Annotated in this window: 20 protein-coding genes, 1 tRNA gene and 1 pseudogene; 11 read left to right on the top strand and 11 right to left on the bottom strand. The window is 59.1% G+C overall.

What is annotated here, in order from left to right; translation table 11 throughout:
• The first annotated feature begins 286 nt into the window (after positions 1 to 286).
• Both QA648_RS00435 and QA648_RS00430 read left to right on the top strand, forming a co-directional pair.
• Entirely contained in the window at positions 287 to 1,624 is a 1,338-nt protein-coding gene (locus QA648_RS00435; RefSeq protein ID WP_283046984.1) for an ISNCY family transposase, read from the top strand.
• Positions 1,625 to 1,959: 335 nt separating this feature from the next.
• Positions 1,960 to 3,296: pseudogene (locus QA648_RS00430) on the top strand (ISNCY family transposase).
• A gap of 239 nt (positions 3,297 to 3,535) precedes the next feature.
• Here QA648_RS00430 and QA648_RS00425 read toward each other — a convergent pair.
• Positions 3,536 to 3,721 (bottom strand): hypothetical protein, encoded by a 186-nt coding sequence (locus tag QA648_RS00425; protein ID WP_349254297.1) that lies wholly within the window; start codon positions 3,719 to 3,721, stop codon positions 3,536 to 3,538.
• A 136-nt stretch (positions 3,722 to 3,857) separates the two neighbouring features.
• Here QA648_RS00425 and QA648_RS00420 point away from each other — a divergent pair, with 136 nt between their 5' ends.
• Positions 3,858 to 4,301, top strand: coding sequence for a hypothetical protein (locus QA648_RS00420; protein ID WP_283048902.1), 444 nt, complete (start codon positions 3,858 to 3,860; stop codon positions 4,299 to 4,301).
• 184 nt (positions 4,302 to 4,485) lie between these two features.
• Here QA648_RS00420 and QA648_RS00415 read toward each other — a convergent pair whose 3' ends face one another.
• The 5 genes from QA648_RS00415 to QA648_RS00395 form a co-directional block, all read right to left on the bottom strand.
• Positions 4,486 to 5,703, bottom strand: a complete 1,218-nt coding sequence (locus tag QA648_RS00415) for a hypothetical protein (RefSeq protein WP_283048901.1) — start codon at positions 5,701 to 5,703, stop codon at positions 4,486 to 4,488.
• Positions 5,703 to 7,544 (bottom strand): site-specific integrase, encoded by a 1,842-nt coding sequence (locus QA648_RS00410; protein ID WP_283048899.1) that lies wholly within the window; start codon positions 7,542 to 7,544, stop codon positions 5,703 to 5,705. The genes QA648_RS00415 and QA648_RS00410 overlap by 1 nt, the downstream gene beginning before the upstream one ends.
• Positions 7,545 to 7,662: 118 nt before the next feature.
• Positions 7,663 to 7,739 (bottom strand) — tRNA-Arg (locus QA648_RS00405).
• A gap of 125 nt (positions 7,740 to 7,864) precedes the next feature.
• Complete coding sequence (locus QA648_RS00400; protein ID WP_283048897.1) at positions 7,865 to 9,385, bottom strand: HAMP domain-containing sensor histidine kinase; 1,521 nt, start codon at positions 9,383 to 9,385, stop codon at positions 7,865 to 7,867.
• Between the two features lie 169 nt (positions 9,386 to 9,554).
• Positions 9,555 to 11,564: a methyl-accepting chemotaxis protein gene (locus QA648_RS00395; RefSeq protein ID WP_283048895.1), complete on the bottom strand. Its 2,010-nt coding sequence runs from the start codon at positions 11,562 to 11,564 to the stop codon at positions 9,555 to 9,557.
• A 430-nt stretch (positions 11,565 to 11,994) separates the two neighbouring features.
• On the opposite strand from QA648_RS00395, the gene rpmH reads away from it, so the two are divergent.
• Genes rpmH through yidC form a run of 3 tightly spaced genes read left to right on the top strand, consistent with a single transcriptional unit; the run spans position 11,995 to position 14,371 of the window.
• Positions 11,995 to 12,129, top strand: coding sequence for a 50S ribosomal protein L34 (gene rpmH / locus QA648_RS00390; RefSeq protein WP_041677194.1), 135 nt, complete (start codon positions 11,995 to 11,997; stop codon positions 12,127 to 12,129).
• Positions 12,130 to 12,149: 20 nt separating this feature from the next.
• Positions 12,150 to 12,551, top strand: a complete 402-nt coding sequence (gene rnpA, locus QA648_RS00385; RefSeq protein ID WP_283051435.1) for a ribonuclease P protein component — start codon at positions 12,150 to 12,152, stop codon at positions 12,549 to 12,551.
• Positions 12,551 to 14,371: a membrane protein insertase YidC gene (yidC, locus tag QA648_RS00380; RefSeq protein ID WP_283048886.1), complete on the top strand. Its 1,821-nt coding sequence runs from the start codon at positions 12,551 to 12,553 to the stop codon at positions 14,369 to 14,371. The genes rnpA and yidC overlap by 1 nt, the downstream gene beginning before the upstream one ends.
• 178 nt (positions 14,372 to 14,549) lie before the next feature.
• Here yidC and QA648_RS00375 read toward each other — a convergent pair whose 3' ends face one another.
• Positions 14,550 to 15,158 carry a LysE/ArgO family amino acid transporter gene (locus QA648_RS00375; protein ID WP_104821869.1) on the bottom strand — a complete coding sequence of 203 codons (609 nt, stop codon included), beginning with the start codon at positions 15,156 to 15,158 and terminating at the stop codon, positions 14,550 to 14,552.
• A gap of 98 nt (positions 15,159 to 15,256) precedes the next feature.
• Between QA648_RS00375 and QA648_RS00370 the strand changes: the two genes are divergently transcribed.
• Together QA648_RS00370 and yihA are read left to right on the top strand one after the other, a co-directional pair.
• Positions 15,257 to 16,159: a LysR family transcriptional regulator ArgP gene (locus QA648_RS00370; protein ID WP_283048883.1), complete on the top strand. Its 903-nt coding sequence runs from the start codon at positions 15,257 to 15,259 to the stop codon at positions 16,157 to 16,159.
• A 110-nt stretch (positions 16,160 to 16,269) separates the two neighbouring features.
• On the top strand, positions 16,270 to 16,929 hold the full coding sequence (gene yihA, locus QA648_RS00365) for a ribosome biogenesis GTP-binding protein YihA/YsxC (RefSeq protein ID WP_104821867.1): 660 nt from the start codon (positions 16,270 to 16,272) through the stop codon (positions 16,927 to 16,929).
• A 57-nt stretch (positions 16,930 to 16,986) separates the two neighbouring features.
• Here the strand turns inward: yihA and QA648_RS00360 are convergent, their stop codons facing one another.
• From QA648_RS00360 to QA648_RS00350, 3 genes are all read right to left on the bottom strand, one after another.
• Positions 16,987 to 17,544, bottom strand: coding sequence for a fasciclin domain-containing protein (locus tag QA648_RS00360; RefSeq protein ID WP_283048881.1), 558 nt, complete (start codon positions 17,542 to 17,544; stop codon positions 16,987 to 16,989).
• A 108-nt stretch (positions 17,545 to 17,652) separates the two neighbouring features.
• Complete coding sequence (locus QA648_RS00355) at positions 17,653 to 18,363, bottom strand: anti-sigma factor (RefSeq protein ID WP_104821865.1); 711 nt, start codon at positions 18,361 to 18,363, stop codon at positions 17,653 to 17,655.
• Entirely contained in the window at positions 18,360 to 18,899 is a 540-nt protein-coding gene (locus QA648_RS00350) for a sigma-70 family RNA polymerase sigma factor (protein ID WP_104821864.1), read from the bottom strand. Before QA648_RS00350 ends, QA648_RS00355 begins: the two co-directional genes overlap by 4 nt.
• A gap of 182 nt (positions 18,900 to 19,081) precedes the next feature.
• Here QA648_RS00350 and argB point away from each other — a divergent pair, with 182 nt between their 5' ends.
• Positions 19,082 to 19,969 carry an acetylglutamate kinase gene (argB, locus tag QA648_RS00345; protein ID WP_104821863.1) on the top strand — a complete coding sequence of 296 codons (888 nt, stop codon included), beginning with the start codon at positions 19,082 to 19,084 and terminating at the stop codon, positions 19,967 to 19,969.
• Between the two features lie 111 nt (positions 19,970 to 20,080).
• On the opposite strand, the gene QA648_RS00340 is transcribed toward argB, so the two are convergent.
• Positions 20,081 to 20,851: an isocitrate lyase/phosphoenolpyruvate mutase family protein gene (locus tag QA648_RS00340; protein ID WP_283048879.1), complete on the bottom strand. Its 771-nt coding sequence runs from the start codon at positions 20,849 to 20,851 to the stop codon at positions 20,081 to 20,083.
• A gap of 225 nt (positions 20,852 to 21,076) precedes the next feature.
• Between QA648_RS00340 and QA648_RS00335 the strand changes: the two genes are divergently transcribed.
• Both QA648_RS00335 and QA648_RS00330 read left to right on the top strand, forming a co-directional pair.
• The gene (locus QA648_RS00335; RefSeq protein WP_283048876.1) at positions 21,077 to 21,781 is read left to right on the top strand and encodes a pyrimidine 5'-nucleotidase; all 705 of its coding nucleotides are present in this window, start codon (positions 21,077 to 21,079) and stop codon (positions 21,779 to 21,781) included.
• Positions 21,782 to 21,894: 113 nt separating this feature from the next.
• Positions 21,895 to 22,551 carry a calcium-binding protein gene (locus QA648_RS00330; protein ID WP_283048874.1) on the top strand — a complete coding sequence of 219 codons (657 nt, stop codon included), beginning with the start codon at positions 21,895 to 21,897 and terminating at the stop codon, positions 22,549 to 22,551.
• Positions 22,552 to 22,628 lie beyond the last annotated feature (77 nt).

Genomic DNA, 22,628 nt, shown 5'->3' with positions numbered 1-22,628 from the left:
AAGGGGCAAGCGCAGAATGCTTTTATCTCCAGACCACCATTGACGCTGAAAGGGCTGCTAGCGATCTACAAGTGCGAACGCTGTACCATACGGCTGCCCTCAAGGTGATGGACTTCATGCCAACCCCCATGCCTTCGCATATAGCTAGTTTCCGTCCACAAACGACAACTTATTGATATTATTACGTGAATCTGAATTTTGCGCGGGTAAGGCCCGGCGGTTTCAGGTATACTTTGGGCTCATGCCACTGATTCCGAAGCACAATCTGCAACCGCCGGAGCCGACAATGCGCCAAGAACGCACCGTCCAAGCCAGTATATTCGATGTTTTCGCTACGCACGAGATCGGCCACGAACTGAAGGCGATGTCGCAGTGGCTGGACGAGCATCACGATCTGTTTGGCTTGGTGGGTCGGGATCTGGGTCGGCACGGTGTCAAGCCCACCGGACGGCAAGGGCTGCCGGCCGAGGCAGTGCTGCGTTGCGCATTGCTCAAGCAATACCGGCAGCTGAGCTACCAGGAACTGGCGTTCCATCTCGAGGACTCCGCATCGTTTCGGGCCTTTGCGCGTCTGCCGTGGTCATGGAGCCCGCAAAAGTCAGTGCTGCAAAAGACGATCAGCGCGATCCGACCCGAGACCTGGGAAGCGATCAATCGGGCGCTGCTGTCGAGCGCTCGGCAGGCGAAGCTGGAGGACGGCACGGTCGTGCGGCTGGACAGTACAGTGACCTCAGCACTCATACACGAACCGAGCGACAGCAGCCTGCTGTGGGATGCCGTGCGGGTCATGGTGCGCCTGCTGAAGAAGGCAGATACCTTGGTCGGCGCCGGCCTGGCATGGCGCGATCATTGCCGCGCGGCCAAGAAGCGTGCCCGCAAAATCCAGTTCACACGCGGTCAGCCCAATCGGGCCCGGCTCTACCGTGAGCTGATCGCGATCGCCCGCGCGACCTTGGCATATCTGAAGCAGGCAACCGAGCGACTGGGCGTGGCGAGCAATCCGCTCGTCCAACTCTGGCAGGCCCAGGTTTGCCGCTATCGACCGCTGATCGAACGCATCATCAAACAGAGCGAGCGGCGAGTACTGGCGGGAGAGAAGCTGCCGGCGGGCGAGAAGCTGGTAAGCCTGTTCGAACCCCATGCCGATATCATCGTCAAAGGTAGCCGCGAGACCGAATACGGCCACAAGCTCAACCTGACCACCGGCAGAAGCGGCATGATCCTCGATCTCGTGATCGAGGCGGGTAATCCGCCCGACAGCGAGCGGCTGCTGCCAATGCTGGAGCGCCACATCGCCGTCTATGGACACGCGCCGCGGCAGGCGGCGGCCGACGGCGGCTTTGCCAGTCGCGGCAACCTGGCCACAGCCAAGACCTGGGGCGTTCGCGACATGGCATTCCACAAAAAAGCTGGCCTCAAGGTCGAGGACATGGTCAGAAGCAATTGGGTCTATCGCAAGCTGCGCAACTTCCGCGCCGGTATCGAAGCCGGAATATCATGCCTCAAGCGTGCCTACGGCTTGGCACGCTGCACCTGGCGGGGCCTTGACCACTTCAAGACCTACGTCTGGTCCTCCGTTGTGGCTTACAACCTCGTCCTCTTCACCCGCCTCAAACCGACCTGAACTCCGACTAGCTTTTGGAATTACGCCGTCGCTACCAATGCCGGCCTTCATGGCGTACGCCTCAGCGCCGCCAACTGTATACTGTCCAACAACAAGCGCCCATGATCCTGTCGGTCGCCCTAAACTACTCTCTCCTCCAAGCACAAGCCCTTGTAAACGCGCCGAAATACGTATGTTTGTGGACGGAAACTAGCTAGTTTCCGTCCACAAACGACAACTTATTGATATTATTACGTGAATCTGAATTTTGCGCGGGTAAGGCCCGGCGGTTTCAGGTATACTTTGGGCTCATGCCACTGATTCCGAAGCACAATCTGCAACCGCCGGAGCCGACAATGCGCCAAGAACGCACCGTCCAAGCCAGTATATTCGATGTTTTCGCTACGCACGAGATCGGCCACGAACTGAAGGCGATGTCGCAGTGGCTGGACGAGCATCACGATCTGTTTGGCTTGGTGGGTCGGGATCTGGGTCGGCACGGTGTCAAGCCCACCGGACGGCAAGGGCTGCCGGCCGAGGCAGTGCTGCGTTGCGCATTGCTCAAGCAATACCGGCAGCTGAGCTACCAGGAACTGGCGTTCCATCTCGAGGACTCCGCATCGTTTCGGGCCTTTGCGCGTCTGCCGTGGTCATGGAGCCCGCAAAAGTCAGTGCTGCAAAAGACGATCAGCGCGATCCGACCCGAGACCTGGGAAGCGATCAATCGGGCGCTGCTGTCGAGCGCTCGGCAGGCGAAGCTGGAGGACGGCACGGTCGTGCGGCTGGACAGTACAGTGACCTCAGCACTCATACACGAACCGAGCGACAGCAGCCTGCTGTGGGATGCCGTGCGGGTCATGGTGCGCCTGCTGAAGAAGGCAGATACCTTGGTCGGCGCCGGCCTGGCATGGCGCGATCATTGCCGCGCGGCCAAGAAGCGTGCCCGCAAAATCCAGTTCACACGCGGTCAGCCCAATCGGGCCCGGCTCTACCGTGAGCTGATCGCGATCGCCCGCGCGACCTTGGCATATCTGAAGCAGGCAACCGAGCGACTGGGCGTGGCGAGCAATCCGCTCGTCCAACTCTGGCAGGCCCAGGTTTGCCGCTATCGACCGCTGATCGAACGCATCATCAAACAGAGCGAGCGGCGAGTACTGGCGGGAGAGAAGCTGCCGGCGGGCGAGAAGCTGGTAAGCCTGTTCGAACCCCATGCCGATATCATCGTCAAAGGTAGCCGCGAGACCGAATACGGCCACAAGCTCAACCTGACCACCGGCAGAAGCGGCATGATCCTCGATCTCGTGATCGAGGCGGGTAATCCGCCCGACAGCGAGCGGCTGCTGCCAATGCTGGAGCGCCACATCGCCGTCTATGGACACGCGCCGCGGCAGGCGGCGGCCGACGGCGGCTTTGCCAGTCGCGGCAACCTGGCCACAGCCAAGACCTGGGGCGTTCGCGACATGGCATTCCACAAAAAGCTGGCCTCAAGGTCGAGGACATGGTCAGAAGCAATTGGGTCTATCGCAAGCTGCGCAACTTCCGCGCCGGTATCGAAGCCGGAATATCATGCCTCAAGCGTGCCTACGGCTTGGCACGCTGCACCTGGCGGGGCCTTGACCACTTCAAGACCTACGTCTGGTCCTCCGTTGTGGCTTACAACCTCGTCCTCTTCACCCGCCTCAAACCGACCTGAACTCCGACTAGCTTTTGGAATTACGCCGTCGCTACCAATGCCGGCCTTCATGGCGTACGCCTCAGCGCCGCCAACTGTATACTGTCCAACAACAAGCGCCCATGATCCTGTCGGTCGCCCTAAACTACTCTCTCCTCCAAGCACAAGCCCTTGTAAACGCGCCGAAATACGTATGTTTGTGGACGGAAACTAGCTAGGCCCACAGCTACACCAGTGATGAGGGATAGCCGGTAACAGCCCTAGGCACGTAGCCGAACACCCGGCTGGCCATGGTTTAGAAACTCTACGCCCTCAGCCTCAAGTGCCCGCATCACGGCTTGAATCGTATCGAGCCCGCTTGTGAGGACTTCAGCGCCACGCTTCTCCATCGCCACTATGGTGTTCTTGTTGACCCCCGCCGCCTTGGCCAACGTGGTCTGATCCATCGCGACTAACGCACGGGCTGCCCTTAGTTGATTTCCGGTAGTCAGCACGAATTGTCTCCTGGTTATCTCTTGACAGCAGTGTGTGGCCTAGAATCATATCAAGATAGTTATTAATCCTAGTTTAACAGGCAAAGAGATGACTTTCGTATTCCGCCCCACCGAGACCCTCTACACCTTTACGCCCCTTCCAGCAGCACACGGCCTCCCCAAGGGCTGGCTACTACGGATGCCCATGGCGGGACAGTATGTCAGCGTGGAGCTATTCTCCCTACAGCCGGGCGTAAGGGGAGCCTACCGCATTCGTGTGTCCGAAAAGCTCCCGGTTGATGAATGGGAGAAGGCAGCGATGGAGGTCATGCACAGCCTCGCCTGCTTCATGGTGACCGATCGGGACTCCATCACCGAGCACCTAGCGCATGGCATGGCCAGAGAGTTCCACTTCATTTGGACCACAGGGGTTATTGCCCCTGAAATTGCAGTAGTCCACGTACCATACCCAATTGAGGCAGCCGCCAAGGGGATGCGCTGGGTTCGGGCACATCGGCACCCCAACGCGCGAAACCACTACATCAGACAATAATTCCGCTGCATGGCCTTACCCTCAATACCCCCTACGGATGGCCGCAAGGTCCCACCGAGCACAGCTTCCGTCGGTCATGGGGACAGTACAATTGGCCAGCGCCCTGTCTAGCTTTGCCTGCCAAGCGGTGAAGAAGTTATCGTGCATGCTGGGTCTCCTCAAGCAGTCGCAGAAGGCGGAAAGGTTACAAGTGCACGCCAGTAAAATTCAGAGGCACTCTCTTCCAGCCACACAAAATCTCGCCAGCCAGCTCGTATGACAGCTCCTCTAGCGGCTCCTCGGCTGAAGACAGCGATTCACGCTGCTTTTCACGATATGCCTTGATAGCCCGCCATTCCGAGAGCGCTTTGTCTGGCGCAATGCGTGCCCTAATAGGGATTGTATAGGAAGGGAGAACCATAGTCTCAATCGGGCCATCGTCCCCATTAAATACAACGCCAAACAGACCCCCAAAAAGCCAATGCCGCGATATGCCGTCCCAAAAGAAGCGATAAGGCATGGGTTTATCGGTGCGACCGACCCGGAGGAACTTCTTGGACATGCGAGCCGTCATCTCAATGGTCTCATCACATTGCAGGATCATTTCGTCCCACCCAGCCGGTTTGGGTGGCATGTGCAAGCCTAGCTCCTTCACGGCCTTTAGCCGTTTTATCCAAGTCTCAAAGTCGGCTGCGAGCTCCTGCCAACGTATGTCCTTGGCCTGCTTGTCGGCCTGATACGCCTCCTCTTCCTCCATCAGCTCATTCAGCCAAGCCGCGTCTCTCCGGTCTACGGGCAGCCCACTTTCTCGCTGTCGCTCAGCCGCCTCCTGAAGTGTTCGGATGTTGAGCTGTCGTATCGCTGCATCACCCCCTGGATTTGGTCCCCAAGGCTCCTTGGGAACTACCCGCCATCCCTCGCTGCCTTCCGCAGGTTTCGCATAAGGATTTCCCTCTGCCGCTCGTTTGGCTTTCCACTTTTTCGCTACCGCTGCGGGCTGCATGAACGTTGGGCTAATCTCGGCTGAGAGCGGGACCTCTAGTTCTCTCACATCAGCGTCAGCATAGCGGGCCGCCGAAAGGCCATCCGAAAAGTATGCGGTAAGGCGAAACCCGCGCCGTTTCATTGCATCGCTCAGCTCTATCTTCAGATGGTCATCAGGCCGGGTTTCAATCTGAGCGTCAGCAAGTTCCGTGAGCCTACGCGCGATAACCAGCCGCACTTCCAAACTCTCAGCGCAAATGTCGGCAAAGCCTGATGGATACTCGAAGTAGTCTTTCCGATTGTTATAAGCGTTTGCCGCGTTACCGTTCGGCTCGTTCTCTCGGACCCACCGCGCTTTACACTGGGCATCAAGGTCTCTGACCGACTCCGGTGCAACGCCGTGGCAGCCACCGAACCGCTCAATCCAAACCGTTGCCATCACCCTGCCTCCCCCGGCTTGACCTCCATGGCATGCTTGGCCTTCCACTCTGCCAACGCCTTGACGGCCTTAGGCGCTTCGATCTTCGTGATGGCATCATGCAAAGCCCTAAGCCCGAACCCAGCGCCATAGCTCCGGCCCACGCCCCCGACACCTACGTGTCCCGTCAGGGCATCATGAAGCTCTTCGGATAGCTCAGCATCACGGGCGAGACGCTTAAAGGTGTGCCTGAAGCTATGGAACACAATGCTGGGGTCTTTGATGCCTATCGTCACCCGGAGGTAACGGTTGAACCACTTAGACCACGCCGTTGAGCGGTAGGCCGGATCGGCAGAGGTAACCTCAGGCCAGAGCGTGGCATCCTCCTTGGCCGCTTCCTTGAGGCGATGCTCGCGGTATTGCAGCAAGCCCAGCCGAATCAGGTCACCATGTAATGGCACCTGTCGGCGGGAACCGGGTGTCTTGATAGACCTACCGCCTTCGGTCCCGATATCAACGAACCAAATGCTGCTTTCGGGGTCTTGGCGGATATCCTTGATGCGGAGCTGGGCAATTTCGTTGAGGCGAGCACCCGAAAGTAGGGCAATGAGAGGGAACCAGTAAGCCGCCTCCCCGCTCCCGCCCTTGGGCCGGACACCACGCTGGTAAATCTTATCGGTGAAAAGCTTCGTGAGGTCGCCATCGGAGAACGGCTCACGGCGGTTCGGATCGTTCCGCTTATCGATCACAAGACCCAGCTTGGTGAACGGATTGGCAAAACCAGGGACGCTATCTAGCAAGCCTTCTTTCTCCACGGCGCTTACGATGGCCACCAGCAGATTTAGGTACTTGTTGACGCTGGCACCATGGACCAGCTCGCCTTTGCCTTCTGTGGCCTTCAGGAGCGCCCTGAGTGGCAATGCCCGGTGTTCCCCAGCAAGGCGAGTCGGAAGCTTGGCGAGAGCGTTGCGGAAGTCTCTGGCTTTCTCCTTCGTGATGTCAGCAAGGTGCAAATCTCCGTGCCACTCCTTAAAGTACCGGACAACGCGCTCTGCTTCTCGTACCGTGCTCGGTGCTGGCTTCTTGCCGCCGCGTGCCTGAGTGCCGCCCTGCCAGAGCTTAAAGGCTTCCGTGAGCTTCGGCCCTTTACTAATCTTCACGGGGATTGGTGCGACCACCTCCTCCCCACGCTGCCTGCGCTCCACGGCGTCATAGAACTTGACGTAGCTTCTCAGGATCGCGAGGCCCGCCTCATAGTAGAACTCTGATGATGGGTCTATCGGTAGCCGGTTCTCGCTAAGATATCGGTGGAGGTGGCTCCTTACTATCTCGGGGTCACGTCTAGCGTAGGCATCCCGGTAGTCCGGGGCGAGTTCTTCCGCCTCCAGCCCAATCACAACAAGGTGGCTGGGGAGTGTCCCGCGAGACCCAAAGGGTACGTGCTCCAGGAGGTTCCACTGTGTCCGCTCCGCTGCTGTCTGCATTGATCGCCGCGCATCGCCTTCCTTTCGGATCTTCTCGTCATCGGCTAGTAGACCTCCCAAAACTTCAGCCTCGATATCGCTGAAGGACGGTAAAGCGCTGGGCTCTATGGTGGGCGTGATAGATGGGCCGTTACGCACGAGCTCAAGGGCATCGGCAAAGAGGTCTGTCACCCTACCAGCTTCACGGAGGTCTTTGCGCTTGGCCGCGTTGTAATCGCTCGTGTGGAGTGAGATCGAAAGATACTGCTTAAAGTTCCCGGTGGTGGGATTGATCAGCTCAACGAGGCGGCCCTTAGCGTGCTCAGGGACAGGCTTCCCGGCAAGGGCCTGAGGGAGACGCCTGCGGAACTCATATATTCCAGAGGGACGGCGCTGCATGAAACTCAATCCTGCCATCTTGTGACCAACCCTTGTGCAGTAGCCATGTGAAGTACCGGGCTATTGCTAAGGCCTTGGAAGCTTAGATGTTTTGACGTTTCAATGCATTAGGAAAAAATGGCGCACCCGAAGAGATTCGAACTCCTGACCCCCAGATTCGTAGTCTGGTGCTCTATCCAGCTGAGCTACGGGTGCGTGGCCGAAACGGAAGGAACCGTTGGCGTGGGCGGTTCTCTAAAGCGTCCTTCGGGGGAATGCAAGTGGATTTGTGAAAAAGATTGCGATTTTCGCAACGAGTATTGCGAAGAGGCTGAAAACGCTCAGTTTTCGTGAAAGCTGCGGCTGCGGTAGTCGTCGAGCGAGACCGGGCGGTCGGGAATTTCGATGCGGAATTGGGTGCCGGCGGCGGGTTTTTCTACCAGCGCGATGGTACCGCCATGGGCAAGCACCAGTTCGCGGGCGATCGCCAGCCCCAAGCCGGTGCCGCCGGAGCGGGCGGAGCCGCGAAAGGCCGTGAAGAGGTTTTCCCGCGCCTTCTGCGGCATGCCCGGGCCGGTATCGTCGACGGTGATGCTGACGACGCTGCCGATGCGACGCGCAGACACCGTGATTCGTCGGATGCTGTCGGGCGAGGTCTCGGCAAAGGCGACCAGGGCCTGATGGGCGTTGCGGCAGAGATTGTGGATGATGCGGAACAGTTGCTCGCTGTCGGCATCGACCTCCAGATCCGGGCTCATCTGCACGACGAATTCGATGCCGCTATCAGGGTCGATTGCCAAGATATCGCGCACCTCGTCGATGAGTTCGAGCAGATGCACGCGGCGGCGGCGCGGGGCGGATTCGGAGGTCTGGCCGAAGGACAGCACCTCGGTCGTATAGCCGACGGCGCGGTCGATAGTGCGCAGCAGCTTTGGCGCAAAGCGCTTGACCATCGGGTCGTCGACATCGACCAGGCGGTCGGACATCAGTTGCGCGGCCGACAGGATGTTGCGCATGTCGTGATTGATCTTCGACACGGCGAGACCGAGAGCGGCAAGGTTCTTCTGCTGCTTCAGCGTCTTCTGCAACTGCGACTGCATGGAAGCGAGATGGCGGCCGGCCACGGCCAGCTCGTCGCGGCCACCGTCCGGCACCAGGACACGGCCGGGGTCTTCCGGATCATCCGAATAAGTTTGCATGCTGTCGGTCAGGCGCCGGATCGGGCGGATCATCATGCGATTGATGGCAAAGAAGATCAGGGTCGCGGTGAACAGCGAAATCAGGATCGAGACGAAAAGGACACTGCCGGAATAGGCAAGCATGGCGCTGCGCAGCCTTGTGTCCTTCAGCACCACTTCGATGCCGGTGCCGGTGTCGCCGCCAACCGGACCGAAGACGCGGATGATGCGGTTGCCGCCGAACAGCAGCGTGTCCAGCGCATCGCGCATCGCTGTCGGCAGCGAGACGTCGCTCAAATCATATTGCTCGTCGACGGAAGCCGGCATCTCGGCGGTCGCCAACAGCCGCGAGGTGCCGTCCTTGCGCAACACGATGGCACGCGTACCCGTCGCCATCAGCGTTTCCTTCTGAAGCGCGCGGGGCAGTTCGACCGGTTGCAAGCCATCGATGACAATGGCGGCGGCGGCGGCCGTGTTCAGCCGGTCCTCCAGCCAGCGCAAGCGCATGTTGGCGACGGAGGGAACAAAGATCAGCACTTCGGCAAGCAGGATGAAAACGACCGTGAGCATCAGGAGCTTGCCGGAAAGGCCGCCGAAAATGCCAGTGGGGCGGTAGAAACGCGAGTGACCCCGAGCCTCGGCCTTGCTGCCTTCGCCGACGTTTCTGTCTTGCTCACTATCCATTTCGGCTGTCCCGCTTTGTTTCAAAGCGATCTGATGACGACATATCGAAGCAGATAATAGGAGATTGTGACAGTTTTTCCAATCGCCTCTATGGCAGCACGGCGGATCGGTCATGTCAAAAGACAGGAAAGGCGCGTCGCCGCGCCCTTCCAAGGGAACTCAGGCTGGATCAGAATTCCTCCCAGCCCTGCGCTGCCGGTGCTGCTGCCGTAGCGGCACCGCCCGCAAAGGCGCCAGCGACCTTGCCGAGCATTCGGCGTGCCGGCGATGCGACGGGACGATGCGTTTCGGTGCGCGCAGCCACCGGAGCGGAGGTAGCGCCCGTGTCGACCTTGAAGCGGGCAACGAGGCTGACGAGACCATCGGCCTCGGCCGAGAGGCGATGGGTAGCTGCGGAGGTTTCCTCGACCATGGCAGCGTTGCGCTGCGTCACTTCGTCCATCTGATTGACGGCTTTATTCACTTCCGTCAGGCCAGTCGATTGTTCGCGGGCGGCCGTTGCGATCGAATGGATATGATCGTTGATCTTCAAGACCCGCGCCTCAATCGCCGCCAGCGCCTCGCCCGTTGCCTGCACCAGCTTGACGCCCACTTGCACCTGATCGCCCGACTTGCTGATCAGCGCCTTGATATCCTTGGCGGCGGTGGCGGAGCGCTGCGCCAATTCCCGCACTTCCTGGGCGACGACGGCGAAGCCCTTACCGGCTTCACCGGCACGGGCAGCCTCAACGCCGGCATTCAACGCCAGCAGATTGGTCTGGAAGGCGATCTCGTCGATGACGCCGATGATCTGGCTGATCTCGCCGGATGCTTGTTCGATGCGGCCCATGGCCTCGACGGCGTTGCGAACCACCATGCCGGAATGAGCGGCGTTCTCCTTGGCTTCCGTCACCATGACGCTCGCCTCCTGTGCCCGCTCGGTCGAGCTTTGCACAACGGCGGTGATCTGGTCGAGCGCCGCCGAGGTCTCTTCCAGGGCAGCGGCCTGCTGTTCGGTGCGCTTGGAGAGATCGTCGCTGGCGCTGCGCAGTTCGTTGGTATTGGTGTTGATGGAGCCGGTCGTCTCGCGCACTTCGCGCATGGTGCTCTTGAGGGTCGCAAAGGTACTGTTGACGTTTTGCTGCAGCTCGGCGAAGGCACCGTGGAACTCGCCTCGCATCGTCTGGGTCAGATCGCCTTCGGCGAGACTTGCAAGGACGCGGCGGACCTCGCCGACACCGGTGTCGACGCTCGTCAGAAGTTCGTTGATGTTGCCGGCAAAGCGATTGAGGTTGACGTCGCCGTAATCCTTTTCGATGCGGCGGCTGAAATCGCCGGCGGCGGCAGCGGAAACGACGAGCGACATGCTGGACTGCAGGTCGTCGCTCTTGGCGCGCATCGCGGTCTCCTCGGCATTCATGCGGCGCACGGCATTGCCGTTCTGCTTGAATACGTCGACGGCGGCGGCCATCTCGCCGATTTCGTCGGCGCGTCCGGCAAAAGGAACCTCGATATCGAAATTGCCGTCAGCCACTTGCTTGATGGTCTCGGTCACCTTGCGGATCGGCCGGCTCAGATGCGCGGTGCCGATGTACATGCCGAGGCCGGCGCCGGCGCCGATCCCTGCCACCATCATACCAAGCACGGCCCACATGACCGTTTGGCGGAAAGCCGTGACCTCGTCGTCGACAACGTCAAGCGCTGCCTTGTCGGCCTGAACGACCGCATCGATCTCAGCCTGGAATGCCTTGCGATTGGCGCGGTTGGCGTCGTTGTTGCCCTGCTTGTTGGCGGCCTCCGGACTTTCCGCTACACCGAGCCGAGCGGTCTCGGTTCTAAATGTGCGGAATTCCTTCGCGCGATCCTGCAATTTGGTGAATTCGGCTTTCTGCTCTTCGGGGACCAACGGCGACCAGGCGGCAATCACCTTGTCGATCTCGTCAAGATCTTTCATCAATCCATCGGCGAAGTTCTTGGCATCCTTGGTGGTATTGGAAGCATAGATGCCGCGCGATTCCATCACGACCGCGGTGACGTAGCGGTTCAGGCGCTCGCCCATATAGGCGCGGCTTGACGCAAGCTCATAGGCATCGAGCTGCCCGTCATATTGATCGACCGCATAAAGAGCGGTTGCGCCGATCAAAAGCGCGGCACCAGCCATCACGGATACGAGCAGATTGATTTTACCACGAATCTTCAACGATATGCTCCCTAGAAGCGGAAGACCCCCAAAAAGCCAGGGCTTTTCCCGACATATCCCTAGATATCGACTAAAATCATTAATGTTGTCTTGCGATATCTTTAATATAAATTTCGAAACACTTTCAATGAGCTAGCAAACTCCTAGCAACAACCACGTTTAATATTGGAAACTTATTAGTTAATCCGGTTGCCTGCGACTTTCATCGCGCTCACGCACTGGTTGAGCAAAGTATCTTTTGACGAGAGAAGCCGGATTCTGAGAATCTGCGCCGGTATAATTGACTTCCGGGGCCTTGATCCTTATAAGCCCGCGCACGTCCGGTCATGGAGCCTGCCTTTGCAGGCCAAGCCCGTTCGCCATAATCAACAACGCTCCTTGCTTTTAAAGCAAAGCTCAAGAAGGGCCGCACTCCGCGGTGTTTAAATAAATGAAGCGTACCTATCAACCATCCAAGCTTGTCCGCAAGCGTCGTCACGGTTTCCGTGCGCGCATGGCTACCAAGGGCGGCCGCGCGGTTCTCTCCGCTCGCCGTAACCGCGGTCGCAAGCGTCTTTCGGCCTAAGGGCCGGAATGCCCGATAAGATGGCGGGCGAATTGACGAATGAACGACCCAAAAAGACTGTCGGGCGGCTGAAAAGCCGGCCGCAGTTTCTTGCAGTCCGTGAAGGCGAAAAACGCAGGGGAAGCCTCTTCCTCATTGAACTGCTGGACCGCAAGCTCACCGACGCCGAACCTCGCGTTGGTTTTACAGTCACCAAAAAACATGGCAACGCGGTCGAACGCAACCGCATGCGGCGCAGGCTGAAAGAAGCCGTGCGGCTTCATGCGGGGTTTGCAATGCAGCCCGGACACGACTATGTGGTTGTCGCGCGGCGCGATGTGCTGACCGCACCTTTCGAGAAACTGGCGAGCGAACTCGTCAGCCGCATCGAAACCAGGCCGAAACACCGGCGGCCGGAAACGGACCGCTCCAGGAAAGTATGATGGAAAACAACCGCAATTACTTCATAGCAATTGCCCTGTCTGTGCTGATTGTTCTCGCCTGGCAGTTTTTCTACATGAACCCGCGTCTCGACGCGCAGCGCCAGGCCGAGCAGGCCGCCAAGCTGCAGCAGCAGACGCAGCAGGCTCAGTCGACGCAGACGCAGACGCAGACGCAGGCCCCGGCCGCAGGCACCCCGGTGAACGGCTCGTTGCCCGCGAACGACCAGACCGCACCGACGACCCTCAACCGCGATCAATCGGTTGCCAAAACGTCGTCCTCGCGCGTCGCCATCGACACCGCCGCGCTTGCCGGTACCATCAATCTGGAAGGTGCACGCCTCGACGATCTGCAGCTCAAGACCTATCACGAGACGGTCGACAAGAGCAGCCCGATCATCACGCTGTTCAGCCCGGCCGACACCAAGGACGGCTATTTCACCGAGCTCGGCTATATCGGCAGCGACGCGACCGGCGCCGTTCCAGGCCCCTCGACGATCTGGACCCTTTCCGGCGGCGACAAGCTGACCGAGAAGACGCCGGTGACGCTCTCCTACACCAATGACAAGGGCATCACCTTTACCCGCACCATTTCGGTCGACGATCATTACATGTTCACGATCACCGACAAGGTCGCCAATGCCGGTCAGGCGCCGGTGTCGCTGTCGAGCTATGGCCGCGTGACCCGCTACAACAAGCCGACCACGCCGACCGCCTATGTCCTGCATGAAGGCTTCATCGGCGTCATCGGCGACGACGGCCTGATCGAGACCAAGTATACCGCCGCTGAAAAGGAAGCCGTCAATCCGGCGAAGGCGACCGGCGGCTGGCTCGGCATCACAGACAAGTACTGGGCCGCAACGATCGTGCCGCCGCAGTCGACCGCCTACGACGCTCACTTCTCGCATTTCACCGACGGTCAGCCGCGCTACCAGGCCGACTATAAGCAGGATGCCATCACCATCGCTCCTGGCCAGTCGCAGGAACTGAAGAGCCTGGTCTTCGCCGGCGCCAAGGAAGTACCGGTCATCGACCGCTACGAGACGAGCTATTCGATCCCGCGTTTCGACCGCCTGATCGATTGGGGCTGGTTCTATTTCATCACCAAGCCGATGTTCAAGTTGATGGATTTCTTCTTCCACTTCTTCGGTAATTTCGGTGTCGCGATCCTCTGCACGACCATCGTCGTCAAGGCGCTGTTCTTCCCGCTCGCCAGCAAGCAATATGCCTCGATGGCGAACATGAAGCGCATGCAGCCGAAGATGGAAGAGCTGAAGGCCAAGTTCGGCGACGACCGCATGGGGCTGCAGCAGGCAACGATGCAGCTCTACAAGGAAGAGAAGATCAACCCGATCGCGGGCTGCTGGCCGGTGCTCTTGCAGATCCCGATCTTCTTCTCGCTCTACAAGGTGATCTACATCACCATCGAGATGCGCCACGCGCCGTTCTTTGGCTGGATCCAGGATCTTTCCGCTCCCGATCCGACCTCGATCGTCAACCTGTTCGGCCTGCTACCGTTCGCGGCTCCGACCATCCTGCATCTCGGCGTCTGGCCGCTGATCATGGGCGTTACCATGTTCCTGCAGATGCGCATGAACCCGACGCCGCCCGACCCGACGCAGGCGATGATCTTCAACTGGATGCCGCTGGTATTCATGTTCATGCTGTCGAGCTTCCCGGCCGGCCTCGTAATCTACTGGGCCTGGAACAACACGCTCTCGGTCATCCAGCAGTCGATCATCATGAAGCGCCATGGCGTGAAGGTGGAACTCTTCGACAATCTGAAGGGCCTGTTCAAACGAAAACCGGCGCCCTCCAAATGACGATACAAGCCCCGCTTCGGCGGGGCTTTTTCGTTATTGGGTGGCAAGTGCCGTCAACTGCGATCGCCGAGAGGGCGAAAGCGTACGAGAAAGCGCCGCGCTGGGACAGTTTATGCAGTAAAAAGCCGATGCACGTCATACAACATGGTGCTCTTCTCGTCCGCCATCCCGGCGGACGTCACATCCCGCCGAGAAGTTTGAAAGCGATCAGCCACATGACGCAGGCAATGATTGCTTCGAGAATGCGCCATGATGCCGGCCGTGAAAAGATGGGCTTCAGTCGGGTCGCGCCGTATCCCAGTGAAAAGAAGAACAGGAACGACCCTGTCGTGGCCCCTGCGGCAAACTCCGCCTGATGACCTGGAAAGCGCGTCGCGATCGTTCCGAGAAGCACAACGGTGTCGAGGTAGACATGAGGATTGAGCCAAGTCAGTGCAAGGCACATGGCCATGGTCTTACCGAAGCTCGCCGAATTGCTCTTCGCCACCGACAGAGCGCCGGTGGATCGCAGCGCGGATAACAAGCTTTTCGCCCCATACCAGACCAAGAACGCGGTCCCGCCGTAGCGCATGAGGGGATCGAGCCAGGGCAGCACGTCGACGACCTGCTTTAAACTCGTGACCCCGATGACGATGAGGACAGCGTCCGACAGTGCGCAGGCAAGGCAGACCGCGAAGACGTACTCGTGGCGCAAACCTTGGCGAAGGATGAACGCATTCTGCGCGCCAATGGCGACGATGAGACTTAGCCCCATCGTCATTCCGGTAAAATATGTCGAGAAATCCATGCCGATATTGCCCGCCTCAAAAGCCTCGCGGCTCCATAGACCCGATCGCCGATTTAGGATACTTAAACCTCCTTACACAGATTAAGCGCAGCTTATCCATGATAGACTACCCGGCTCTTCGCGTTCTCTTCGCCGTTGTTCAAACCGGCAACTTCGAAAAAGCGGCAGCGGTACTGAACGTTTCGCCGTCGGCCATTTCTCAGCGGATCAAGCAACTTGAAGAACGGGTCGGCACTGCGCTCGTCATCAGGGGGACGCCTTGTATCGCCACGGAACAGGGCGACTGGCTTTGCCGGCACATGGAAAACGTCGGCATTCTGGAAAGCGAATTGCTCGAACATCTCCCCTCGCTCAGCGAGCGTGGAAAACCTCAGCAGCGGGTCACGCTTCAGGTCGCGACGAACGCCGATAGTCTTGGAACCTGGTTTCTGGAAGCGACGGCGCGCTTCGCCAACACGTCGGATTATCTTCTCAATATCTCGGTTGATGATCAGGATTACACTGCGGACTGGCTTCAGCGCGGAAGGGTCATTGCTGCCGTCACCAGCATGGAACAACCGATTTCCGGATGCCGCCGATATTCCTTGGGCGCTATGCGCTACCATGCCACAGCAAGCCCTGACTTTATCCGGCGGTATTTTCCCAATGGCGTGACACCGGAGGCCATAGCCGTCGCGCCATCATTGATCTTCAGTCAGAAGGATCGCCTCCAAATCGATTGGCTCCAACGTGTGTTCGGAGTCCACAGTAACGTGCCAACACACTGGTTGCCCTCTACACAAGGCTTCGTCGAAGCCAGCCTGCTGGGGATGGGATGGGGAATGAACCCGGTTCATCTCATTGAAGACCATGTTCGGGCTGGGCGGCTGGTCGAACTGGTGCCGGACACGCCTCTGGATGTGACCCTCTACTGGCAGATTAGCCGCCTCGCCGCAGACCGGCTTGCCCTCCTTACCCAAACCGTCATTGACGTTGCAAAAAGATCGCTTATTCCGTCCTGACGACTGCTTTGGAACGCCAGCCGCCAACGAAGAGCTGACGATCAAAACTTGACTTTCCCAGCCAAAACCCCGAAGCCAGTCAGCCAGTTGAACCGGAAGACCGCGAGCGCATGGCAGATCAGACGATAAAAGACGACAAGCCGCTTTTCGGGCGCCCATGGATCTTCATCCGCGGCGTGCCGGCGATGAAATTCCTGCCGCCCGAGGGGCCGCTGGAAGTGGCTTTCGCCGGGCGCTCGAATGTCGGCAAGTCGTCGCTGATCAATGCGCTGGTCGGCCAGAAGGGTCTGGCACGCACCTCGAATACGCCGGGCCGCACGCAGGAACTCAACTATTTCGTTCCCGACGGTTTTTCCGGCGAAGGAACCGACCTGCCGCCGATGGCCTTGGTGGACATGCCCGGCTACGGCTATGCCGAAGCGCCGAAGGAGCAGGTGGATGCCTGGACGAAACTGGTTTTCGACTATCTGCGCGGAAGGTCGACGCTGAAGCGTGTCTATGTGCTGATCGACAGCCGCCACGGCATCAAGAAAAATGACGAAGAGGTTCTGTCGCTGCTCGACAAGGCCGCGGTTTCCTATCAGATCGTCTTGACCAAAACCGACAAGATCAAGGCTGCGGGCCTGCCGAAGCTGGTGGCCGATACGGCCGAAAAGATCCGCAAGCGCCCCGCCGCCTATCCCGGCATCCTCGCCACCTCCTCGGAGAAGGCCGAGGGCCTACAGGAGTTGCGTCAGGCGATCGGCCTGACGGTCGGCATCGCCGTCTGACAAAAGAGGCCGCCACCCTCGACGTTAGAAAAGTGGCGGCCATGCTGCCGATGGTCGTTACATTTTCGGCAATAACACCTTGTCGACCACGTGGATCACGCCGTTCGACTGCTTAACGTCGGCAATGGTGATGTGAGCGGTGCCGCCGGCCTCGTCGGTCAACGTCAGCTTGCCGCCCATTTCCGTGGCTTTGATCGTGCAGCCGCCGACCGTTTTCAGATCATATTCGCCGCCATTGCCCATCGACATTTTCCTGATGGCGGCGGCCATGTCATCGCCGGCGACGACATGGCAGGTCAGGATCTTCGTCAGCATCGCCTTGTTCTCCGGCTTCAGCAGCGTCTCGACCGTGCCGGGCGGCAGCTTCTTGAAGGCTTCATTGGTGGGCGCAAAGACGGTGAGGGGGCCTTTGCCCTCCAGCGTATCGACAAGGCCGGCGGCCTTGACGGCGGCGACCAGCGTCGTGTGGTCCTTCGAGTTGACGGCATTTTCGATGATGTTCTTGCTGGCGAACATCGGCGCGCCACCGACGGTCGGGTTCTTCGCATAGGCGAGGCCGGTCGCGGCCGAAAGCGTTACGGCCACTGCGGCGATGCGGATTGCGGTCTTCATCATGGCTTGTCCTCTTCCTCTTTTGCCCCGATCACATGGGGTCAGAGCAAGGTACGGAGGCGCCGAAGGAAGAGTTTCAGCCGCGATTCTTTTTTCGGAAGAAAGATGCTTTCAGGGCAAATGGATCGTGCCGGAGGCAATGACATCGCCCGTGGGCTTGCCCGTCGGCGAACCGCCGAAGGGCTCGACGCTGACGGCGATGATCGCGCCTTCCGTCAGCTTACCGTGGATCTCCTGCGGCAGGACGATCTCGCCCTCGCCGGTCTGCGGCAGGACGCCGAGCGCCTCGGCCGGCTCGCTGCCGCGGATCAGCCAGAGTTCCAATGATTTTTCCTGAGGCTGGCCGGCAGCGACCGGCGTCACCTTCAGTCGTCCGCTTGTGACGTCATAATCCGCCAGCAAATTGATGGGGCTGTTCTGTCCGGTAAGAGATGCGGTGAGCTGCCTGCCCGGCTGCGGCTTCGAGACGTTGTTCGTGACGGTGAAAACCAGAACGCCGGCTGCGAGAAACAAGGAACCGAAGGCGACGGACCGCCAGAGCAACAAAGAATTCCAGAGATTGGCGCCGAAAGCGGCTTCTCCAAAAATGCGCCTTTCGATCTTGGGAAAGACGGAGGCGGCCGGCGGGACCATGTCGTAATCGTCGTTGAATCCCGAAAGATTCTGCTCCCAGCGGCTGACGATGGCGGCGAACTGCCGATCGCTGCGCATGCGCCGCTCTACCTTCTGCCGATCCTCCAATGACAACACGCCGAGCACATATTCTCCGGCCAGGACTTCATCTCGGGAGCGACCTCCCTTGCTTTGATCGGGCGTACTCATCTGTCCATGCACTCTCTCAGTCTAATCAGGCTTCGGCGCAGCCAGGTGCGCATGGTATTCAAAGGCACCGCATATTGCTCGGCAAGTTCCTGGTAGCTCAGGCCATCCACATAGGCGCTGCGAACAGCCCGCGCCCGATCAGCTTCCAACTCTTCCATGCACCTGTCAATCCGCCTTCCCTCTCCCTTCACTATTGCCTGCTCTTCGGGTCCAGGTTCGGTATCAGCAAGATCATAGGCCGTATCAATTTCGTCTGCGACAGGTTTTCGGGCACGGATAGCATCGATCGATTGATTGCGCGCAATCGTGGTCAGCCACGGGATCGCCGGCCCTTCCGAGGCGATAAAGCGCTCCGCCCGCTGCCAGATTTTCACATAAACTTCCTGCAAAATCTCCTCGGCGTCCGTTCTATTGCCGAGGATACGCAGACACACGGCATAGAGTTTCGGACTCGTCTTCTTATAGAGCGCGACAAAGGCTTTCTGGTCGCGCATCGCGACCCGGCCGATGAGCGCCTCTATCTCCTCACTCGCCATCCGATCCCCCGATCGCGGCTTATTCAAGATATCTTAGGGGAAAAGCATCGGGCGGCAAGCTCACTCAAAGGATGATAAAGGGCGGGGCGCGATATGACGCAGGAAAAACTAATCCTGTCACCATTATTCCCTCTGTCAAAAACTTGAGATAAAAGGCCGCGATCAATTTTACGGGGTGCCCCATGTCCGAATCCCAAAGCGAACTTCAAGCCAGCCTGCTCGCTCAGGCCCTGCCCTATATGCAGCGTTATGAAAACAAGACCATCGTGGTGAAATACGGTGGTCATGCCATGGGCAATGCGGAGCTCGGCAAGGCGTTTGCGGCCGATATCGCGCTTCTGAAACAGTCAGGCGTCAACCCGATCGTCGTCCATGGCGGCGGTCCGCAGATCGGCTCCATGCTGACGAAGATGGGCATCGAATCGAAATTCGAAGGCGGCCTGCGCGTGACCGACGCCAAGACCGTCGAGATCGTCGAAATGGTGCTGGCCGGCTCGATCAACAAGGAAATCGTCGCGCTGATCAACCAGACTGGCGAATGGGCGATCGGCCTTTGCGGCAAGGACGGCAACATGGTCTTCGCCGAGAAAGCGCATAAGACCATCAAGGATCCGGATTCCAATATCGAGCGCGTGCTCGATCTCGGCTTTGTCGGCGAAGTGGTCGAAGTCGACCGCACGCTGCTCGACCTCTTGGCAAAGTCGGAAATGATCCCGGTGATCGCCCCGGTCGCCCCCGGCCGTGACGGCGCCACCTACAATATCAATGCCGATACCTTCGCCGGCGCCATCGCCGGCGCGCTCAGCGCCACCCGCCTGCTCTTCTTGACCGACGTTCCGGGCGTGCTCGACAAGCAAGGCCAATTGATCAAGGAACTCTCCGTCGCCCAGGCGCATGCGCTGATTGCCGACGGCACGATTTCCGGCGGCATGATCCCGAAGGTCGAGACCTGCATCGACGCCATCAAGGCAGGCGTCCAGGGCGTTGTCATCCTCAACGGCAAGACCGCTCATTCCGTGCTGCTCGAGATCTTCACCGAACGCGGCGCCGGTACGCTGATTGTCCCTTAAGGAAAAACACGCCCTCCCCAAGTTGGGAAGGCGTGGTTCTCTCATTGTCGGCAACTGCGCGTTCAACCGAAATCAGTGGAGCGCGTGTTTGCGCAGAAAAAGCCAGGATGATCAGGTCTGCTGATAGAGCGCCTCGGCCTCGCTCTTCAGCATTCCCATCACGGCCCTATAGGGCGCGGGGCCGTAGCTGATGCGGCTGACGCCGAGCCTGCCCATGGTGATGTTATCGGGCGTTGTCGGACGCACCATGATGTTGACCGGCAGAGGTGAGCGATCGCAGACGGCTTCGATGAATTCCGCGTCGACGAGCCCCGGCGCGAAAAAGCCGCTGGCGCCTGCCTCGGCAAAAGCGTCGGCGCGGCGGTAAGCCTCCTCCAGCAGAATCTGATGATGGGCCGTATCGCTTTCCTGCAGGAAAAGATCGGTGCGGGCGTTGATGAACAGCGGCATTTCCCGCCGGTCGGCCATCTCTCGGATGGCGCGGATGCGGGCCACCTGCATCTCAATCGGATGAACGCCGCGGCCGCCAACCACCTGATCCTCGAAATTGATGCCGATTGCGCCATGATCCATGATCTTTTCGACATTGGCGGCGACGGCATCCGGCTCTATGGCATAACCGCCTTCGAAATCGACGGAGACCGGCAGGGGGCTCGTGACCGAAATCAGGCGGGTAATGACCGCCAGCAGCGACAGCGGTATTGCCTCGCCATCGCCGAAACCATTGGCCGCGGCGACCGACCAACTTCCCGTTGCCAGCGCTTTGGCGCCTGCTTCGGTGACTACCTTGGCCGAGCCGGCATCCCAGATATTGAAGAGGATCAGCGGATCGCCCTTCCGATGCAGCCTGGCGAACTCTGCCGCCTTTTCCACCTGACTCATACTATCCCCCTCCTGAAAAACCTCACCGGGCGCATTTGTCCTTGGTAACCGAAGAGGCACAGACTCCCCTCTAGCCGGCAAATAGCGCAGAACCTGAAAAATCAATCGGCAAAACCATAGCCTGCATTAGGATAGCCGACAATGTCTGCGATGTTTCTCATATACGCGGCTATACGCGGCATATTTTCCTTTTCCTCAGGCAATAGCACATGCCATAAGGCCGCCATGACCCAAACAAGAACGCTGCCTCAACCCGCCGATTTCTCGGATATCCGCGACTGGGTATTCGATCTCGACAACACGCTCTATCCGCATCATGTCGATCTCTTCTCGCAGATCGACAAGAACATGACGGCCTATGTTTCCACGCTGCTGCAGATGGAGCGGGACGAGGCGCGGAAGCTGCAGAAGCAATACTACCTCGAGCATGGCACGACATTGCAGGGGCTGATGATCCATCATCGCATCGACCCCAATGATTTCCTGGAGAAGGCGCATGCGATCGATTATTCGGCGCTGATGCCCCAGCCGGAGCTCGCCGCCGCCATCAAGGCGCTGCCGGGCCGCAAATTCATTTTCACCAACGGCAGCGTCAAGCATGCGCAGGCGACCGCCGGTGCGCTCGGCATCCTCGATAACTTCGACGATATTTTCGACATCGTCGCGGCCGACTACGTGCCGAAGCCGGCAGGCAGCACCTACGACAAGTTCATGAGCCTCAATCGGGTGGACACGAAGCGCGCTGCCATGTTCGAGGACCTGCCGCGCAATCTTACCGTGCCGAAAGCGCTCGGCATGAAGACCGTGCTGCTCGTGCCGCAGAATCTCGAAGGCACAGTGGTCGAATGGTGGGAGAAGACGAGCGGCGAGGACGATCATATCGACTATGTGACCGACGATCTGACCGCTTTTCTCAAGACCCTCGTTTAATGGTTTTTTAGGATCGGGTTACGAAAGTTTCATCCGCCTTACCGATGTTTAATTGGTCGTTTTTTGCCTTCAGCCGTATCGTTTGACCATTCTTCAGTACGAAAGGAAAAACGATGAACGGGAAAAAACTTCTTCTGGCAGGACTTTCCGCAACTCTTCTGGTCGGCGCCGCCGTCCAGGCAAGTTTTGCCGCTCCGCAGGCCCATGACGGCATGGGCGGCCCCGGCGGTCGCTGGCATCGCCTGGGCTTTTCGCCGGAAGTCGTCTATGTGCGCATGCTCAAGCAGTTCGATACCAACGGCGACATGAAGATTTCCAAGGACGAGGTCAAGGCCGGCGTCGACAAGATCTTTGACCAGATCGACACGAACAAGGACGGCGAGATCACCCCCGGCGAACTGCGCGCCTATCGCAAGGAGCGCATCAAGGAGTGGAAGGCCGAACACGCCAAGGGCGCCGAGGATCAAGCTCAAGCCGATCAGGCCAAGGGGGATCAAGGCAAGGGCGACCAAGCTCAAGCGGGTCAGGCCCCGAGCGGCGACAACCAGGATTCGGGCAAGCATCACGGTCACCACCCGCGCGGCCGCTTCATGCACGAAGCTGCTCTAATGCGCACGACCCTGTTGTTCCAACGCGTCGATACGGATGAAAACGGCCAGATCAGCAAGCAGGAGGCCGAAGACGCCGCCAACAAGCTCTTCGACCACATGGACCGCAACCATGACGGCGTGATCTCACTGGACGACATGCCGAACCGTCCCCTGCTCTGAATGTTCGGTTGGGCACGATCCTATCCGAAAACCGCTTCATAGTTTTCGGGATCATTCCAGGCCATCCCCCTATGCTG

Source organism: Rhizobium sp. CB3171 (assembly GCF_029714265.1).
GTDB lineage: Bacteria > Pseudomonadota > Alphaproteobacteria > Rhizobiales > Rhizobiaceae > Rhizobium.
Note: the sequence above shows the minus strand (reverse complement) of the source record. Positions and strands in the feature narration are given on the sequence as shown.